Origin of the sequence: Flavobacterium procerum (assembly GCF_042431625.1) — a bacterium.
In the GTDB taxonomy this organism is placed as follows: Bacteria; Bacteroidota; Bacteroidia; order Flavobacteriales; family Flavobacteriaceae; genus Flavobacterium; species Flavobacterium procerum.
On sequence record NZ_JBHLYW010000019.1, the window covers coordinates 91,722 to 110,873 of the forward strand.

19 protein-coding genes are annotated in these 19,152 nt (G+C 34.8%); 13 read left to right on the forward strand and 6 right to left on the reverse strand.

Features of this window, described 5'->3' with window-relative positions; all coding sequences use genetic code 11:
- Positions 1-4 precede the first annotated feature (4 nt).
- Positions 5-796, reverse strand: a complete 792-nt coding sequence (locus ACFFLS_RS19380; RefSeq protein ID WP_379682468.1) for an SDR family NAD(P)-dependent oxidoreductase — start codon at positions 794-796, stop codon at positions 5-7.
- 50 nt (positions 797-846) lie between these two features.
- On the reverse strand, positions 847-1,428 hold the full coding sequence (locus ACFFLS_RS19385) for a TetR/AcrR family transcriptional regulator (protein WP_379682467.1): 582 nt from the start codon (positions 1,426-1,428) through the stop codon (positions 847-849).
- Between the two features lie 296 nt (positions 1,429-1,724).
- Between ACFFLS_RS19385 and ACFFLS_RS19390 the strand changes: the two genes are divergently transcribed.
- Positions 1,725-2,207: an energy transducer TonB gene (locus ACFFLS_RS19390; RefSeq protein ID WP_379682466.1), complete on the forward strand. Its 483-nt coding sequence runs from the start codon at positions 1,725-1,727 to the stop codon at positions 2,205-2,207.
- On the opposite strand, the gene ACFFLS_RS19395 is transcribed toward ACFFLS_RS19390, so the two are convergent.
- Positions 2,204-3,106 carry a helix-turn-helix domain-containing protein gene (locus tag ACFFLS_RS19395; protein ID WP_379682465.1) on the reverse strand — a complete coding sequence of 301 codons (903 nt, stop codon included), beginning with the start codon at positions 3,104-3,106 and terminating at the stop codon, positions 2,204-2,206. The two genes, ACFFLS_RS19390 and ACFFLS_RS19395, sit on opposite strands and share 4 nt — an antisense overlap.
- A gap of 17 nt (positions 3,107-3,123) precedes the next feature.
- The gene (locus ACFFLS_RS19400; protein ID WP_379682464.1) at positions 3,124-4,122 is read right to left on the reverse strand and encodes an aldo/keto reductase; all 999 of its coding nucleotides are present in this window, start codon (positions 4,120-4,122) and stop codon (positions 3,124-3,126) included.
- Positions 4,123-4,499: 377 nt separating this feature from the next.
- On the opposite strand from ACFFLS_RS19400, the gene ACFFLS_RS19405 reads away from it, so the two are divergent.
- From ACFFLS_RS19405 to ACFFLS_RS19425, 5 genes are all read left to right on the forward strand, one after another.
- Entirely contained in the window at positions 4,500-4,751 is a 252-nt protein-coding gene (locus tag ACFFLS_RS19405; RefSeq protein WP_379682463.1) for a hypothetical protein, read from the forward strand.
- Entirely contained in the window at positions 4,741-4,887 is a 147-nt protein-coding gene (locus tag ACFFLS_RS19410) for a hypothetical protein (protein ID WP_379682462.1), read from the forward strand. Before ACFFLS_RS19405 ends, ACFFLS_RS19410 begins: the two co-directional genes overlap by 11 nt.
- Positions 4,888-5,168: 281 nt before the next feature.
- The gene (locus tag ACFFLS_RS19415; RefSeq protein ID WP_379682461.1) at positions 5,169-6,653 is read left to right on the forward strand and encodes a DUF1254 domain-containing protein; all 1,485 of its coding nucleotides are present in this window, start codon (positions 5,169-5,171) and stop codon (positions 6,651-6,653) included.
- A gap of 30 nt (positions 6,654-6,683) precedes the next feature.
- On the forward strand, positions 6,684-7,493 hold the full coding sequence (locus ACFFLS_RS19420) for a hypothetical protein (RefSeq protein WP_379682460.1): 810 nt from the start codon (positions 6,684-6,686) through the stop codon (positions 7,491-7,493).
- A gap of 212 nt (positions 7,494-7,705) precedes the next feature.
- A complete protein-coding gene (locus tag ACFFLS_RS19425) occupies positions 7,706-7,927 on the forward strand; it encodes a hypothetical protein (protein ID WP_379689597.1) in 222 nt (73 codons plus the stop codon).
- Between the two features lie 174 nt (positions 7,928-8,101).
- On the opposite strand, the gene ACFFLS_RS19430 is transcribed toward ACFFLS_RS19425, so the two are convergent.
- Both ACFFLS_RS19430 and ACFFLS_RS19435 read right to left on the reverse strand, forming a co-directional pair.
- Positions 8,102-8,824, reverse strand: coding sequence for a LytR/AlgR family response regulator transcription factor (locus tag ACFFLS_RS19430; protein WP_379682459.1), 723 nt, complete (start codon positions 8,822-8,824; stop codon positions 8,102-8,104).
- A gap of 2 nt (positions 8,825-8,826) precedes the next feature.
- Positions 8,827-9,873 carry a sensor histidine kinase gene (locus ACFFLS_RS19435; RefSeq protein WP_379682458.1) on the reverse strand — a complete coding sequence of 349 codons (1,047 nt, stop codon included), beginning with the start codon at positions 9,871-9,873 and terminating at the stop codon, positions 8,827-8,829.
- Between the two features lie 333 nt (positions 9,874-10,206).
- Between ACFFLS_RS19435 and ACFFLS_RS19440 the strand changes: the two genes are divergently transcribed.
- The 7 genes from ACFFLS_RS19440 (at position 10,207) to ACFFLS_RS19470 (ending at position 18,852) form a co-directional block, all read left to right on the forward strand.
- Complete coding sequence (locus ACFFLS_RS19440; protein ID WP_379682457.1) at positions 10,207-12,582, forward strand: TonB-dependent receptor; 2,376 nt, start codon at positions 10,207-10,209, stop codon at positions 12,580-12,582.
- Between the two features lie 29 nt (positions 12,583-12,611).
- Positions 12,612-13,433: a DUF4249 domain-containing protein gene (locus ACFFLS_RS19445; RefSeq protein ID WP_379682456.1), complete on the forward strand. Its 822-nt coding sequence runs from the start codon at positions 12,612-12,614 to the stop codon at positions 13,431-13,433.
- Between the two features lie 69 nt (positions 13,434-13,502).
- Positions 13,503-14,372 carry an SDR family oxidoreductase gene (locus ACFFLS_RS19450; protein ID WP_379682455.1) on the forward strand — a complete coding sequence of 290 codons (870 nt, stop codon included), beginning with the start codon at positions 13,503-13,505 and terminating at the stop codon, positions 14,370-14,372.
- 139 nt (positions 14,373-14,511) lie between these two features.
- On the forward strand, positions 14,512-15,828 hold the full coding sequence (locus ACFFLS_RS19455) for a TolC family protein (protein WP_379682454.1): 1,317 nt from the start codon (positions 14,512-14,514) through the stop codon (positions 15,826-15,828).
- Entirely contained in the window at positions 15,825-16,922 is a 1,098-nt protein-coding gene (locus ACFFLS_RS19460; RefSeq protein ID WP_379682453.1) for an efflux RND transporter periplasmic adaptor subunit, read from the forward strand. The genes ACFFLS_RS19455 and ACFFLS_RS19460 overlap by 4 nt, the downstream gene beginning before the upstream one ends.
- 3 nt (positions 16,923-16,925) lie before the next feature.
- Entirely contained in the window at positions 16,926-18,170 is a 1,245-nt protein-coding gene (locus ACFFLS_RS19465; protein ID WP_379682452.1) for an ABC transporter permease, read from the forward strand.
- Positions 18,171-18,174: 4 nt separating this feature from the next.
- Positions 18,175-18,852 carry an ABC transporter ATP-binding protein gene (locus ACFFLS_RS19470; protein WP_379682451.1) on the forward strand — a complete coding sequence of 226 codons (678 nt, stop codon included), beginning with the start codon at positions 18,175-18,177 and terminating at the stop codon, positions 18,850-18,852.
- Positions 18,853-19,152 lie beyond the last annotated feature (300 nt).

Here is a 19,152-nt window from a genome sequence, read left to right on the forward strand (position 1 = left end):
AGTATTAAATCGTTTTTAAAACTCCTCCATCAGCTCTTAAGGAAGCTCCATTTGTTGCTATAGAAAGCGGACTTGCAAGATAGGCAGCAAGCGAAGCTATTTCGGTAGGGTCTATGAAACGCTGTAATAAAGAATGTGGATTGGTCTGCTGTACAATGCAGCTTTTCATTTGTTCAACGTCAATGTTCTGCATTGCCGCGATTTGTTCGATTACAGCCGCCACGCCATCAGAATAAGTTGGTCCGCCCAAAATGGTGTTTACGGTGACTTCTGTTCCAATTGTCAGTTTTGATAAGCCATTAGCGACAGCAGTCATTGCAGCTTTTGTCATTCCGTAATGAATCATATTTCCAGGAATGTTTACGCCAGATTCGCTGCTTATAAAAATAATGCGTCCTGATTTTTTCTCTAACATCTGCGGTAAAAGTTTCTTCGAAAGTCGAACAGAACTCATTACATTAATATCGAAAATTTTGTACCAATCTTCATCTTCAATGTCTTCGAAGTTTTTTAAATCGAATATTCCCACGTTATTAACCAAAATATCAATATCATTCAATTGAGCTACTAATTTGTTGACTTCTTCTTTGTTTCCAAAATCAGTAGCAATTCCAAAAACGAGCGCATTTGGAAATTCATTTTTTAATTTTTCAACCGCCAGTTTTGTCTTTTCTTCATTTCTTCCATTAATAATCACTTCACATTTTTCACTTAATAATTGTTGTGCAATTGCAAAACCAATTCCTTGCGTAGATCCGCTTACGAAAGCTTTTTTACCTTCTAATTTTAAATTCATTTTTTTATTATTTTATTTTGTAATGATTGATACATAAATAATCAAAAAAATTAGCTGATGACAGCTAATTGCATTTCGATTTGATCTTTTAAGACTTTTTGTTCCTGATACATTCTTCGGAGTGTATTAAGTCCGCACCAAAATGTGATGAGGTATTTTCCCAGAATTTCAGGAGAAGTTTTAGATTTTAGATTTCCCTTTATTTGTTCGGCTCTTATAACTTCAGTAAACATTTGTTCGACTTCTTTTAGAATCTGTACAGCATTTGCTTCAAGATCTTCATCTATATAGGTCATTTCAACAACTGTGTTGGCAATAATACAGCCTTTCTTATGTTCGTTTGTATCGGCTTCGGCTATACTTCTAAAAAAATCTTTAATTAATTCTAAAGGAGCATCATAATTGTTGAGCTCTTTCTTGAAAGCATCAAATGCTAATCTTCTTTCGTCAATGGCTTTTCTGAAGACTTCTTTTTTACCACCTTTAAAAGTATTGTAAAAACTTCCAGCTCCGGCGCCGGTTGCCTTTTGTAAATCAGATAGTGAAGTTGCGCTATAACCTTTCTGCCAAAAAACTTCTTGAGCATTTTTTATCATATTAACATCTTCGTATAGGGTCGGCCTTCCTCGCATTTGATTTTTTTTTTTTTTTTGTAATGATTGATACAAAATTATGCAAAAATAAGTTTTGAGTCAATTTTTAATTCAAATTTTTATAAAATAATGGGTAAAGAGGCTGACTTTGATTTCTGGCTTTTTAAATTTTTATAGAAAAATAAAAAACTTACTTCTAAATCTTTTTATCTTTAGTTATGCTATTGCGAAAAAATAGTTTGTTTTATTGTTATTAATTTAATAGAAAAAAATCGTTTTTTTACTACTTAAAAACAAACGGAAATGCCGAATTTTCATTCCTTAAACTTAACCCCATGACTAAAATATTTTTTGCTGCCGCTAGTTTGATAGTGTTTTTTAGTTGTCAGAATACAAGTGCTCCGGCTGCGAAAGATTCTCAAAACAATAGAAAAGTTGTGCCTCAAAAAACGGTAGTGACAGTTAAAAAAGAAAAAAAATCATTGGTAAATGATAATGAAATTTATAATAGCGACGATGTTGATGTTCGACCGGATTATGTTGGAGGCATAAATAAGTTTGAGGCATTTTTAAATAAGAATTACATTAAGCCAATAGATCCGCAAGATGGTGAACCGATTTCAGGCGGTGTTTTTGGCACAGTTATAATTGAAAAAGATGGCAGTGTTTCTAATATAACTATTCTTCGCGATATTGGGTACGGGAGTGGAAAAGAATTAGAACGTGTTTTGAAATTATCTCCCAACTGGATTCCGGCAACTAAAGATGGAAATCCAGTACGATGTTTACAAAGTATTCGACATTATGTTCTATATTAATTATTTCGAATCATTTCTCTGAATTCCAAAGGTGCCATTTGAGTTCTTTTTTTAAAGAGTGTACTAAAAGATTGCGGATGCTCAAAACCAAGATCGTAAGCAATTTCACTTACAGATAATTCGGTTGCAGACAGTTTTTCTTTGGCCTTATTAATCAGCTTTTCGTAAATATGCTCTTTTGTATTTCTTCCTGTATGTATTTTAAGGAAATCACTAAGATAATTTGGAGAGAGATTCATCGCTTCGGCAATTAAGCCAACGCTCAAAAGACTTTTCTCCGAAGTATTTTCGCTATTGTAATAATCATTGATGAATTTTTCGAATTTGGTCAACAAGACATGATTGTTGTTTTTTCGCGTTATGAATTGTCTTTCGTAGAATCTGCTAGAATAATTAAGAAGCAAGTCTATCTGCGAAAGAATAATGTCTTGCGTATGACGATCAATATGCTGGCATTCTTTGTCAATTCGGTCTAAAATTTCGATAAGATATTTTTCTTCTTGTTCAGATAAATGCAACGCTTCGTTTACGGCGTATGAGAAAAAGCCAAAGTCAAATATTTTGTTTGCCAATGAATGTTTTAAAAGAAAATCTTCATGAAAAATCAACAGATAACCAGCACCGCATTCCATATTATGAAAATCTAAATACTGCACCTGATTGGGTGCAGTAAAACTTAAAACGCCTTTATCGTAATCATAATGCCCCTGACCGTATCTTATTTTTCCTTTAGCATCTCTTTTTAAGGCGACGCAGTAGAATTTGTTGACAAATCCTTTCCAGATTTCGTCATCCAAAAAAATACTCTCGGATAAATTTATTACGCTCACCATTGGATGTTTGGGTTCTGGAAGAGAAAGCAAGCGGTGAAAAGCAGATACAGATGCAATGGTATTCATGTCAATGTCTTTTTAAGTTAGTCTAGAAGCCCCATACTGAATTCATCATATGGCGCCCCTGTATCTGTACCCAAAGGTACGATACTTTCAAGTTTTAGAAGGTCGTTTTGGCTCAACTCTATAGTTGTCGAGGCAATATTCTGTTCAACATATTTTGTTCTTTTGGTTCCTGGAATAGGAACAATGCCTTTACTCATTATCCAAGAGAGGGCAAGCTGAGATGAATTTGCGTTTTTTTCTTCAGCCATTTTTTCTACTGCTTTTACCAGTTCGATGTTTTTATGAAAATAGTTTTCCTGAAAACGAGGAATAGCTCTGCGGAAATCATTTTCGGGAAGATCATCAATAGAACGAATATGTCCTGATAAAAAACCGCGTCCTAAAGGGGAGTAGGAAACAAAACCAATTTCGAGTTCTTGAAGCGTTTTTAAGATGCCTCTTTCTTCTACAGTTCTTTCAAATAAAGAATATTCGCTTTGGACTGCCGTTATTGGATGAATGTTGTGTGCTTTTTTGATTGTTTCAGACGATACTTCCGAAAGTCCGATATATTTGACTTTGCCTTCTTTTACAAGATCACTCATAGCATCGACAGTTTCTTCTATTGGAGTGTTTTTGTCCAGACGATGCATGTAATAAAGATCAATATAATCTGTATTCAAGTTTTTGAGCGAACGTTCTACCGCTTTTTTTATGTATTTTCTGCTTCCATTTATAGCCCAAGTCACTTTTCCGTGATCATCAATTTCCCAGCCGAATTTTGTGGCTAAGATGTATTGATCGCGTTCTTTTCCAATAGCTTTAGCTATAAGTTGTTCGTTCTTCAAAGGTCCGTACAAATCTGCTGTATCGAGAAAATTGCCTCCCAATTCAAGCGAACGATGAATTGTTCTAATAGCTTCTTTTTCGTCTGCCACACCATACATATTTCCTTCTTCAAATCCCGTCATTCCCATACATCCCAATCCGATTGGAGGAATAACTAATCCTTGATTTCCTAATTTAATCTGTTTCATCTTTTATAATTTTATTTGAATGCAAATTTCAGAAGATAGGCAGTTATGTCAGGTTTGCAGATTACGGAAGATTGTATGCAGATTACAGATGTTTATTCAATATGGGGTTTTCTTGTTAGAATTTAGATCAAAAAGGCAATGCAGTGGATTAGTTTTATGTTTTTTTTTGGCTTTAAAATTAGCATGTTAGTTTGTGTCAACCATTTGTGATATAGATGTTTAATTTTCATTTTTTTAATAAAGAAATTGAAATAATAAGACTTTGTTTCAGATTATAATCTGAAACCTAAGTTATGCTCAAATAATTGCGAGAGAAAGCAAATCGGTTTTAATTTGACCTATTTCTGTAAAGGTATAAAACTAAAAAAAACGAAATTATGAGCATAATAAGAAAAAGGCTTGTAATAATGTTTTGTACTGCATCAATAATTGTAAATGCACAGAAAGCTCTTTATTCTATAGGTTTTATGGCATCTATTGAAGAAGCCGATATCGTCTTTCCAATTTATGGTAAGTGGCATTTGAGCGGATTTCAGAGACAAGGAGGTGGGCTTCCTGTTGCAGAATGGACTTTGGCTTCGGTATTAAAAAAGCAAATATGGCGATGCCGTGGTAGAAATGAACTATAACATGGGACGCATTATGGATAAAATCCGTTGGCTTGGAATTGCAGATAATACAATCGTAATTTATACCATTGCTAGCGGAGTTTGGCAGGATGTTCATCCTGATGCTGGATATACGCCTTTTAGAGGTTCACAATAATTTTAAAGACTATTTTTTCAAGGAGTGGTTTTACGTTTTTACTATTTGAATTTTAGGAATACATAGCAGTTTTATGAAAAGAGGTTGCAAATTATAATTTGCAACCTCTTTAAAAAAAATCAAAAATGGATTATCTATAATTTAGTATAAAAATTACTTCCCAATAGTAGAATAGAAAAATGGTTTAATGCTCAGAAAGTGTAATAAAAGTGCGGTACTGTTCTTTATTTATTTTAAGACCAAAACAATTATAAGAACCCTAATAATTTAAATTCATTACCATGAAAAGCAAAATTTTAATATTGTTTATTGCATTTACATTTTTATTTTCATGTAAGAAACATGAAGTAGCTGTAAATCCTAGTTCGAAAGATTCAACTGCTATAGATTCAGGTACAGCAGAAAAACTTCCTCAGGCTCCTATTCCTAATACCATTATGACAGAAGCTGTGGTCAAAAATCTCACGACTTTTATTTACGGCTGGGCTTTGCCAATGATTAATATTCATAACAGAGTGGAATCTTTTAGACATCTTCCAGAACCTATTTATGGAGAAGGAATTCTGCCGCTTGCCCCACCCAATCATCTGTGCATGCTTACAGATTATGTGGCACCGCAGGAACGAGCAGTTGCCTGCCCGAATCAGGATGTGGTGTATGGTTTAGCACCTTTAGATCTTGCAAAAGAACCAGTTGTAGTGCAGGTTCCAGATTTTGGAGATAGATTCTGGGTGTATCAGGTATGCGATCAGCGTACAGACGGTTTTGCATCTCTTGGAAAAATGTATGGCACAAAACCAGGTTTTTATCTATTAACGACAAAAGACTGGAACGGAACTGTTCCAGACGGTATTATCAGCGTTTTTAAATGTCCGACAAGTCGCGGAATTGTGATTCCACGTGTATTTCAGAGTGATGATCCAAACGACAAAAAAGCCATACAGCCATTGGTACAGCAAATAGGTTTATATCCTTTGAGTAAGTATGACGGAAAAGTAAAAACAACCGAGTGGACCAAATTAAAATCAACGCCTCCTCCCGCAAAAGGGGAAAAAAGCGAAAATAAATGGGTAAAACCTGAAATCTTTTTTGATCAGTTAGGAGATATTATGAAAGAAGTACCTCCAATGAAAGGAGAAGAGGCGCTTTATGCACAAATAAATGCGTTGTTAGATGCTGTTAAAAAAGATCCTAAACTAAAAGCCATTGGAATAGCCGCTGCAATTGATGCCGAAAATAATTATGTAACGCCATTGTTCCAGTTTCAAAATGTTGGGTATCCAGTAAAAAACAATTGGACCACACAGCGAAATGGAGCGCAATTTGGCTACGATTATCTAACGAGACTTTCCTGTGCTAAAGCCAATATTTTCGTAAACAAACCAAACGAGACCCGATATTTTTATCAGGATTTTGACGAAAACAGAACAAGATTAAACGGAGCCAATAAATACACATTAACTTTTGCAAGTGGCGAAATTCCGCCTGTAAAAGGATTTTGGTCTCTTACATTATACAACGAAGACCACTTTTTTGCACCCAACAGCCTCAACCGATATTCCTTAGGAACTAAAAACAAAAACCTAAAGAAAAATGCTGATGGTTCTCTAACGCTTTATATACAAAGCACACCACCGCCAGAAGATAAAATGAGCAATTGGCTTCCAGCACCAAAAGCAATTTTTTCTTTATACATAAGATGTTACTGGGCTGAAGAATCGGTTTTAAATGACAGCTGGAATCCGCCTGCTGTGGTGAAAATTTAATTTATAGTATTTCATTTTTAAATATGACCAATGAATCGAAGAGCGTATGTTTTAGGTCTGTTATTAAGTATTTTGGGTGTTCCGGCTTTTAGTCAGTCTGATACAGGACATACCACTTCAGTGGAAGAAATGAGCAAAAAAAGACAAGATCCTGTAAGCGGTTTGCGTAGTGTTTTCCTGCAAGAAGTATTACTTCCTGTAGGAGAGGGTACGGCAAGTTCGTTTTCGATACAGCCTGTTTATCCATTTAAATTGGGAACTAATCTTAAATTGATTACTTATACCATCATTCCGTTTCAGTCCTTGCCGCCAATTACAGAAGGATATACATGCGAAACGGGAATGGGAAATGTGCTGTTTAATGGTTATTTCTCCAGTATCACAAAAAAAGGAAAGATTAGCTGGGGATTAGGTCCTGCCATCCAGATTCCGACACGAACCAACTCTGCTTTAGGAAGCAGTGCTTTGAGTCTGGGACCAACCGCTTTATTGTATTATGCTGGAGATAAGTTTTCGGCAGGAATAGTTCTTCAGAATTATTGGTCGCTTGGCGCAGAAGGAAACAATAGAGTCAATTCTGGAAATCTTCAATACGTTGCCTATTACAATTTTCCTAAAGGCTGGTTTGCAGAGAGCAATGCTACAATTGTGGCCAATTGGCTTGCTTCGAGTGCTGATCGCTGGCTTATTCCCATTGGCGGAGGCCCAGGGAAAACTTTTAAAATAGGAGAGAAGGGCAAACTATTTTATTCTGCTGCCGCTCAAGCTTTTTACAATATAGAAAAACCAGATTATGTTGGAAATTGGCAGGCGATTTTTCAGTTTCAGGTGATTTTTTAATTCAAATAAAAAACCAGTCGTATATTCGAGCTTACGACTGTTTTTTTTTATTTCAGGTCTAAAGTTGCTTTCTCAAGTTTTCCGTTAAATTCAAAAAGGTATTTTGTAATTCCGAAAACAGTTGATAATATCGATTTTGATACAGAATCCTATTTTGTAGACAAAGGCGATTTTACAGCAACTGGATATGTGGTTTTAGTACGAAAAATGCTTTGCAGAATAGTTCTATTTCTTTTGAAGGTTGCCAATTTGATACCTTTGAGAGGGTTGCGATGTTTAATTTATTGAATAAAGAAAAACAATCGGCTTATTTTGGGGGAGAATATATGATGACTAAGGGTTATTTTGATATGTATCAGAACTTTAACCGAATTAATTTATTTGAAAAATATTCGGCTAAAATGAATAACAGAGATAAATTGGCATTTTCCTAAAATCCTCAGAGTTTTAATTAGAAGAGAACTTTGGTCTTATCTAAATATTGGTGTTGTTTGATTTTGAGCCAAATGAAATTGCCTTAGGAAAATACTTTTAAGAGTGTAATCTGTTTAAAAAGTGTATTATAATTAATTGCAAAAACTGACACTAGGCTTTTTTCTGTCTGTCTATTACTTATTCAAAAGTTTTTTGGTTACAAATTCATTAAAAAAGAAATCTCTGTAAATGTTTCCAATCGGGATTTCATTTTTACCGATATATACGGTATTGTTGTCAACAGAATCTATTTTATTAACGTTGATGATATAAGATTTGCTGACCCGCACAAAAAAGCTTTTTGGAAGCAAATCATGAATGGTTTTAATATTCATCAGCGTAATTACTTTTTGATTTTCGACATAAATCACCACATAGTCTTTTAATCCTTCAATAAAAAGAATGTCGCTAAAATGCACTTTAAACATTCTGCGGTCTGCTCTAACAAAAATATAATCGTCTGTTATGTTTTCTATATTGCTGTTGGAATAATCGGTGTTGAATAATTTACAATACGTCTGTGCTTTTTCAACAGCTTTTTGAAAACGTTCTAATTTTACTGGCTTGATCAGATAATCAATAGCATCAACTTCATAACTCTCTGAAGCAAATTCATGAAAAGCGGTTGTGAAAACCACTAAAGTTTCTTTCGGAATTGTTCTGGCAAATTCAATTCCGTTTACTCCTGGCATCTGAATGTCAAGAAATATTAAATCGACGGTGTTTTCTGCCAGAAACTCTCCTGCAGCACCTGTTCCATTAAATGAAGCAATAGATTCTAGATTTTCTGTCTGGTCAATCAGTTTCTGGATTGCCTTTCTTGCCAATGGTTCATCATCAACTATTATACAGTTCACTTTTATAATTTTAAGGTTAAGGTAACAGAATATGTTTCCGAATTGTCTTCTATTTTTAAATTATGCGAGGAAGGAAACAAAAGTTCTAACCTTCTTTTTATGTTCGCTAAACCCAATCCACCCGATTTGCTAACGGCTTTTATGGTAGGTTTCGAATTAATGCATTTGAAAAAAAGTTCATTATGGCGAACGTCAAAAAACAAATTTACGTAAGATGATTTTGCTGAATCGTTATTGTGTTTTACGGCATTTTCGACAAATGAAATAAATAATAAAGGAGGAACCTGAACACCGCTCAATTCACCTTCTTTCGATATCAGAAAATTGAAATTATCCCGCCTTACTTTTTCCAAATTTAAAAAATCTTCCAGAAAATGAATCTCTGAAGTCAATAAAACTTTGTCTCTTGAACTGTCGTAAAGCTGATAGCGAAGAAGGTCGCTCAGTTTCATTAAAACCTGTGAAGCTTTTTTAGGATCATCTTCTATTAAAACATTAGCATTATTAAGCATATTGAAAAGAAAATGCGGATTGATTTGGTTTTTAAGCTGTTCGAGTTCTGCATTGGTTTTGGCTAGTTCCAAATCATGAATCAACTGAGCATCAGATATCCATTGCTGGAATAATTTTACCGCCGCCGATGCAATAATCAGCACCATGATCATAAAAGAAAAAGTAAAAAAGCTGATACTGTCGTCTTCATAAGGCAATAAATGAGACTTGAAATAACAAGACGAAACTTCATGTATAAAAAAAGAGATTGTCATGCCTGCCAGCACAAAAACACCGTAACTCAGGTATTTTTTCTTAAATAAAAATTTAGGCACAAAAAAATACATATTGCCGTAAGCGAGCAATAAGATCTGAAAAAAAGTAACCATTCGGCTATACGTTTCTGCTGGTTCTGCATACTCCGGAGGACTGTAATACAGTACAAGAATGCTGAATACAATAAGTATGAGATGACGAAAAATTCTGTATTTTTTTTCGATTATAAGTTGAAGCATCCAATTGGCACCCATCGTTTGTTTGTGTAAAGTTTTGTTCATAAGCCTATTTTAAATTTCAAACAAATTTAGCGATACATTCAAAATGTAAATTTATACTATACAAAAGCGCTTATATAATAGACAAAAATAGGATTTAAAGATAGCAAACCTATTCATGCATTAGCAAGAATATAATTTTGATTTGATTCGGCTTGAAATCCGCATTTTCGCAAGGATGATTTTACAGCAAATTAAGATATGAGAAATATTTTTCTAGATGAAAAAGGTGCTTTACTATATTAAACAGTGCATTTGGTATATATAAAAAATGGGGGTTCTGCAAAAAATTACTTTAGCCGAAAATTGTAACATTTAATTCAAATCCTTAAATAAATGAAAAGCAGAATCCAACTCTTTCTATTATTCTTTTTTGCCTTTGTATTGCATACATATTCGCAGGAAAAAGTGACCTTGAGCGGTACCATTGCCAATAAGGCCAATACCGAAACACTAATTGGCGTAAATATTTATATTCCTGAGGCAAAAGTAGGCATTACCACCAATTCTTACGGGTTTTACACCACCACACTGCCGAAAGGAACTTACACCATCATTATAAGCTATATGGGGTTTGAAAACATAGAGGAAACCATCACTCTAAGTGAAAATACCAAAAAGAATTTTGTGATGGCAGAAAATAACAATGCCTTGGACGAGGTTGTTATTAAGACCAATACCACAAAAGCAAACATCCGAAAACCGGAAATGAGCACCAATAAGCTCTCTATTGCGACAATCAAAAAAATGCCTGCCGTTATGGGCGAGGTCGATGTGCTGAAATCAATCTTACAGCTTCCAGGAGTTACCAATGCGCAGGAAGGTGCGTCGGGATTCAATGTCAGGGGAGGTTCTGTTGATGGAAATTTAGTGCTTCTTGACGAAGCTGTTGTCTACAATACCTCGCATTTATTCGGATTCTTTTCTGTTTTTAATTCTGATGTAATCAAAGATTTAAAATTATACAAAGGAGGAATTCCAGCCAATTTTGGTGGAAGAATATCATCGGTGCTTGATATTTACCAGAAAGAAGGAAATAATAAAGAGTACCACGTAAGCGGAGGCCTCGGATTGGTTTCGAGTCGTCTTTTGATCGAAGGCCCGATTGTAAAAGATAAAAGTTCTTTTGTAGTAGCGGGAAGAGGATCTTATGCGCATCTTTTTATGAAACTGGCAGATGAGCCCAATTCTGCTTATTTCTACGACTTGAACGCCAAGTTTAACTACAAATTCAATGATAAGAACAATGTTTTTGTTTCGGGTTATTTTGGAAAAGACAACATGGATTTTAATAACAGTTTTATCAATATCTATGGCAATACGCTTTTTAATTTAAGATGGAACCACATTTTTTCTGATAAGATATTCTCTAATGCTTCAGCTATTTTGAGTGATTATGATTATGAAATCAAAATAGGATCAATCGGACTTAATTGGATAGCGGAGGTTAAAAATTATAATTTCAAATATGATTTCAAACATCATATCTCCAATAACCTGACTTTAAATTACGGGTTAAATTCGATCTACTACAATTTTAATCCTGGTACAATCAAACCATTTGGAGACAATTCACCTATAAATCGAGATCAACTAGCCAAAAAGTATGCTTTTGAAAATGCCTTTTACATTAGCGCAGAACAAAATCTTTCGGAAAAACTATCTGTTAACTATGGACTTCGATACAGCAATTTTCAGAGGTTAGGCGATCAAGAAGTATATACTTATGCTAATAATCAGCCGGTAGTTTTCAATCAGGAGTTCCAGATTTATGAAGAAGCGGTTCCAACGGGATCAATATTCTACAAAAAGAATAAAAAAATAATTGGTTTCGACAATCTAGAACCAAGATTGGCTGTTGCGTATTCTTTAAACAATGACCAGTCAATCAAGGCGAGCTATAATAGAATGAGCCAGTATGTTCATTTGATTTCAAATACAGCTTCTGCAACTCCGTTGGATATCTGGGCGCCAAGTGACCAATATCTAAAGCCAGAAATTTTAGATCAGGTGGCATTGGGATATTTTCACAATTTCAAGGATGATAAATATTCACTTGAAGCAGAAACGTTCTACAAAACCATAAAAAACAAAGCGGATTACATTGACGGAGCTGATCTAATAGGGATTGATGCCGTTGAAAGAGTATTGTTGAACGGAAAAGGAAGAGCTTATGGTTTAGAATTAATGTTCAAAAAGAATACAGGAAAACTGACAGGATGGGTTTCTTATACTATTTCTAAAGCAGAACAAAAGACTCCGGGAAGAACCCCAGACGAGCCAGGAATAAACAATGGAGAATGGTACAGAGCAAATTATGATAAGCTTCATAATTTATCGGTTACAGGAAATTATGCTTTCAGCCCAAAATGGTCGTTTGGAGGGATTTTTACTTTCCAGAGCGGAAAAGCGGCTACGTTTCCTAACGGGAAATACCAATATCAGGGAATTACGGTAGCGAGCTATGGGGCAAGAAATGAGGATTCTCTATCAGCTTATCATCATTTGGATTTGTCTGCAACTTATACTCCTAAGCCAGATAAGAAAAAGGGCTGGCAGGGCGAATGGAATTTCAGCATTTATAACGTCTACAGCAGAAGCAATGCAGCAGCTTACAATTTTGGGCAAAATGAAGATACGGGTGCAAGCGAAGCTAGAAGGATGTCTATTTTCGGTTTAATTCCGAGTGTGACTTATAATTTCAAATTTTAAATAAATAACCACTTATAAAAGATAAAGAAATGAAACTATTACAAATAATTCTAATCGTGTTTATTGGGCTGCTATTAACCTCTTGTGAAGACGTTATTACTGTAGATTTAGATACGGCATCGCCAAGATTGGTTATTGATGCTTCTATTGACTGGCAGAAAAATACAGCGGGCAATGAGCAGAAGATTGTGCTTTCGACTACCACAGGATATTACAGCCCCGATTTTCCAACTGTTGCAGGAGCCTTGATTACAGTTACGAACACATCGGATACTGTTTTTGAATTTGTAGAAAATCCAGGAACTGGTGAATATATCTGCAACAATTTTATTCCTGTAATCGGCGAAACGTATAATTTGAAAATTGTCTTAAACGGCGAAACTTATACGGCATCAGAAACATTTACCGCAGTTCCGAAAATCGAAGATACTGTCGACCAGAACAACAAGGGAGGAATGGCCGGCGATGAAATCGAAATCACATTTTACTATCAGGATAATGCAGATCAGACCAATTATTATCTAAACAGAGTTACACAGCCTCATAGAGCATTTGCCGATCTTGAGGTTGAAGACGATGAGCATAGTAATGGCAATATGATGCAGGAATCCTATTCTCACGAAGATTTTAAGCCGGGAGATCAAGTGGATATAAAATTGTACGGAATTTCTAGAAGCTACTACAATTATATGTACAAATTAATACTGGCATCCGGAAATGGAGGAAGCCCTTTTCCAACAACTCCAAGTGCAGTTCGAGGTAATATTGTCAATCAGACAGACAGCAAAAATTTTGCTTTCGGCTATTTCAGATTAGCAGAAGTAGATTCTAAAAGTTATGTAATAAAGTAATTAGTTTTTTTGAATGCAGTAGAATTCAGTGTTTTCATAAAAACATTTAATTATAACAATACAGTAAAAATGGATAAAATATTAGTAACGGGAGCCAACGGACATTATGGAAAAGAAGTTTTGAAAGCCTTACTTAATAATGGATCAGATAAAAAAAACATCTATGCAATGGTAAGAAACAAAAGTAAGGCATCAGAATTAAAATCTTTAGGCATTCAGATTGTTTTTGGAGATTATGAAGATTATGATTCTTTGATAAATGCCTTCTCAGGAATAGATAAATTGCTTTTTGTTTCGGGCAGTGAAGTAAAGAACAGAATCACACAACATAAGCAGGTTGTCAAAGCGGCTAAAAACGCTGGAGTAAAACATATTCTTTATACCAGTCAGCAGCACAAAAGCGACGATAGAGATTCGCCTATTTACTTTATCATAAAATCACATTTGGCAACAGAAACGGCAATAATGAACAGCGGAATGGATTTTACAATCCTGAGAAATGCTTTGTATATGGATATGCTTCCCGAGTTTTTAGGTAAGAAAGTCGTAGAAGAAGGTATTTTTCTACCAGCAGGTCAAGGCAAAATAGCATTCACACTCCGAAGCGAGATGGCAGAAACCGCTGCAGTTATTTTGGCATCTCATGGACATAAGAACAAAATTTATGAAATCTCGGGCAGCAGTATTTCATTCACAGAGATTGCACAGAAAATTTCTGAAATAAAAGGACAGAATATTACCTATTTGAGTCCAGATTCAAAAGTATTTATAAATGCAGCTGTAAAGAAAGGTGCTCCAAAAATGGCAATAAAAATGCTAGCGGGTTTTGCCCAAGCAGCGCAAACCGGAGAATTGGACAGCCGAAGCTCACAAATGGAAAAACTTCTGGGAAGAAAACCCTCGCAGGTTAATGAGTTTTTGCAACAACTCTACAGCTGATAAAACTCTGGTTTTTAGTTTTAATACTAAAGGTTTCATTGTTGATTTGTTTTAGTTAATTGGAAAAATGCTGAATGAAATTTAAAAGTTCAGCATTTTTTTTTAAAGTTTAAAAATAGTACCCACAAGATTAAGCAATATGAAAATTCCTCATATGGCGTTGCTGATTTGCTGTATAACAATTTTAAGCAGTAATGCCCAGCAGAGAATCACTTTTTCGGCATTAGACGAGATTTATGCTTATGCTGAGCTAAATAGTAATTCTTTTCGGAATGCCAGTCAAAAATTAATCCTTGCGAAATACCGCACATTGGAATCAAAATTAGAAATGTTCAAGTTGAAGAGTACAAGCAGTCTGTCTCTTATTGACAATACAAAATTGAGCACTAATTTTATGCCTGCTGAAATTTTCGGAGGCGTCGAAGGCACATTTAAGCCTGTTGTTTTTGGTCAGAAATATGTCAGTTCTTTTACCGTTGAGTCACAGATTGATATCATAAACCCTTATGTTGCAGCTCGAATAAAAGTTTCAAAAGCAAACGAAGAGTTGGCGGCAGTTGATAATCTATTAGACAAAAAGATGATTTACGAGAGTATTTCGGCTGCTTATTACAATATTCGTTCTTGTAAACAGCAGATTGGAGTTACTCGTAAAAGTCTATCAAATGCCGATACTCTGGTCTTTTTTATGCTAAACAAACAGAAGGAAGGTCTTGTCAGAAGTCAGGATGTTAATCTTGCAACGACCAATCAACTTACTGTAAAAGACAAATTACAGCAGCTTCAGATACAGGAACAACAACAGTATAATGTTTTGAAAATACTTTGCGATATTGATTTGGAGACAGATGTTATGATAAAAGAAGAAGAAAAGATCAGCAGTTTTATTGAATTTAATGAAAGAGCATCTGGAGATTTATTGCAACGTCAGGGAGAATGGAATACGAAATACCAAAAAGCACTTCTAAGAGCAGATAAAAGATGGATGTATCCAACTCTCAGCCTTTTCAGTTCTTTTAGCTGGCAGGAAAGCAATAACAGTAATTTTTTTGGAACTAAAAGCTGGTTGGGAGCAAATTATATAGGTCTAAAAATCAGCATTCCCATACTGCCTGAGAGTTCAAAAATTATGGCCGTAAAATTTGATAGGATTAATCTTGAAATGGCTCAAAATAACTGGAAACACAGTAGATTACAAAATCAGATTAATAATGAACAGCTGGAACTCGATTGCAAAAAAGCTTATGAAAGTTACCAGCTGAATGTAAAAATTGAAACCTTACAAAAGGATTCCTATTTGAAAAACTTTAATATTTATAAGGAAGGTATTATTTCGGCATCAGATTTAATTAACTCTTTTGAAGACTGGCTGAAAAGCAGTCTAAATTCGGTCGCGCTTCTAGCAGCTGCTGAGTATGCAAAAAGCAGAATAATAATCAGTAATAGAATCAAATGAAAAGGAAGTTTACAGCAGTGCTTGTGTTAGGAATTTCATTCTTGATTTCGTGCACAAATAAACAGGAAGAAATAAAACTGCAGCATCAGGATATTACTGAAATGGTATTCGCTTCAGGTGCGCTGGAGGCTGACGACCAATATAATCTTACTGCCCAAACCGATGGTTATCTTATTGAAATGAATTTAGAAGAAGGAACAATTGTTAGAAAAGAACAGGTTCTAGCAGTAATTGATAATGACCAGAATATAATTAATTCGAAAAGCGCGGTAGAACTTCATCGTTTTGCAAGCGAAAACGCAAAATCATCAGCTCCTGCGTTACAGGAAGTTGAAGCTGCAATAGAAGCCGCTGAGGTAAAAGTAAAACTGGATCAGCAACAGTTAGAAAGATACAAGCGTCTTTACGAGAGCAATAGTATTTCAAGAATTGAATATGACAATGCAAATCTTATGTTGACGAATTCAGAATCGGTGTTAAATGCACTGAAACAAAAATATAGAAATCAACAGATTATAGCTAGAGAGCAGGAAGTGATAAGGCAGTACACAAGCAAAACAGGAAAAGTGCTTGAAAAGCAAAACAGAATTACAAGTATTCGTCCTGGTAAAGTTTATATGAAGAAAAAACAGTTGGGCGATTATGTACGCAAGGGCGATGTAATTGCAGTAATTGGAAATCCTGATAGTATTTTCGCCAGATTAAATGTTGATGAGACTGGCATGGCAAAGCTCAAGATTGGACAGACCGTTTTCATAAAACTCAATACACACGTTGATGAAGTTTATAAGGCTTTTGTTAAGCAGATATTGCCAGCTTTTGATGAAGCTTCAAGAACATTTATTGTTAAAGCTTATTTTGAAAAAACGCCTGAATTTAATATTACTGGAACACAGCTTGAAGCGAATATTGTTATCAGAACAAAAAAGAATGTTTTGGTTATTCCGCGGGTTTATATGAACTATGATCATAAAGTAATGCTTAAAACAGACCGTAAAATTGTAAAGGTAGTTCCGGGAATTGTTTCTGGTGAATGGGTGGAAATTAAAAAGGGTCTAAATGCGGGTCAGACCATAATAAAAGAAGCTCCTTAAATAATGAGTAAGCAATACCGACATAACATAAATACAGATATTTCTATAACCTATGTTATCGCAAACAAGAAATCAACAGCAGTCGCGGCGCTTGGTGTAACGATTGGGACAGCCATTTTTATTTTTATGAATTCTATGGGAAGCGGCTTTGTAAAAAAATCTAATGAAGCAATTTTTAATTCATCTCCACATATTCGAATATATAAAGAAGATGAAATCAGTAAACCGCTTGTAAATACAGATGATAATTCATTAGCGATAATTAGCAATCCAATGGTGCTTCCTAAAAGCGACCGAATTGTAAACGTTCAAAAAATAACAGAAATGCTTAAGGCACATCCAGAAGTTACAATTGTAACACCAGAGATTATACTGAAAGTTTTTTACAAGAGCGGAATATCTCAGATTCCTGGAGATGCTTCTGGAGTTAATATTATTGAGGCGGGCAGTATGTTCAATATAAAAAACAGCATGGTTCAGGGCACGATGGAAGATTTAGAAAATCAACCAAATGGAATTCTACTTGGAACGGGTTTAGCTTCAAAAATGAATGTTAAAACAGGCGATAATATTACAGTAACATCTTCAAAAAATAGGACAAAAATAATGAAAGTGTCTGGGCTTTTTAAAACTAGGAATTCTATTGTAGACAAAACCAAATCATACATCTCATTGCAGGCTGCACAACAGCTTTCCGGAGAAAGTTCAGACTATGCAGCAAGTATTGACGTGAATATAAATGATTTTAATAAAGCCTCTGATTATTCTGAAGAATTCTCAGCTTTAACGGGTTATAAGGCAGAAGATTGGAAAGCAGCAAATTCTGATCAGCTCAGCGGATTTAAAATGCGTAGTATCATAATATTTGCCATGTCGCTTTCGATATTAATTGTGGCAGGTTTTGGGACTTATACTATACTGAATATGACCATCAGCCAAAGAATAAATGATATAGCAATTTTAAAAGCTTTAGGTTTTCGGGGTCCAGATGTCATTAGGATTTTTGTTTTACAAGGAACTCTTATCGGATTAATGGGACTTGCGGCTGGTTTGATTCTGGCATCTTTTCTAGTCTATTTGGCTTCCAATATTTATATGGGACCAGACGAAGGATATTTTCCAATTATATTTGATTTTTCTGTTTTTTTGAACGGAATATTGTTTGGTTTGATCATCTCATTTCTTGCCAGTTACCTTCCCGCCAGAAAAGCGGCAAATGTTGATCCGGTATCCATTTTTAGAAAATAATCATATGAATCAGAAAATAATACTACAAACCGATCAGCTAGGAAAGTATTTTTACGAACCAGAAAAATTTATGGCTCTAAAGGATATTTCTCTTACTGTAAAACAAGGAGAATTCACCGCTTTAACAGGAAAATCAGGAAGTGGTAAATCAACGCTTCTTTACGTTCTTTCGACTATGGATACCGATTATCAGGGAAAGCTGATTATCGACGGAACACTTGTAACTGGAAAAAAACAAAATGAGCTCGCACTATTGCGAAATGAAAAGATAGGATTTGTGTTTCAGTTTCATTACTTGCTCAATGAGTTTAACTGCCTTCAGAATGTAATGATTCCGGCGGTGCGTCTTGGCTGTTATTCCAGAAAAGAAATTGAACACAGGGCTTACGAGAAACTTAGTCTTATGGGATTAAAAGATTTGGCTTTAAGACCGGCTTCTAAACTTTCAGGAGGTCAGCAGCAACGCGTGTCTATTGCGAGAGCGCTTATAAATGATCCATTAATTATTATGGGAGATGAGCCTACGGGTAATTTGGATTCAAAAAATACTGATATTGTTTTTGAAGTGTTTCAACAGCTTTCTCAGGAGTTTAATCAGACAATAATTACGGTTACTCATGATAATGATTTTGCAGCAAAAGCGGATAGGATTATTGAGATGAAAGATGGAAAAATTTATTAATCAAGATAAAACCAAGTTCGATATTGTTTTTCTTTGATATTGATTGTTAAAGTAATAGTATGAAAAACAAAACTGAAATGGCTGATAAAAAATTGAGTTTGATTTCTTTAGATTTAAGCAAACCTAAAGAAAAGAGTGTTTTATGATATAAATCAAATTAGAGTAAAAAGAACAAACAAAAAAGGCTGTCTGGTGAAGACAACCTTTAAAGACTAATAAAATAAAAATGGATGTTGAAGTTTTTATTTTCCTGATTGGCTTTCAGGGTTTATAACAACTTCCACGCTGCTCGAACTATCC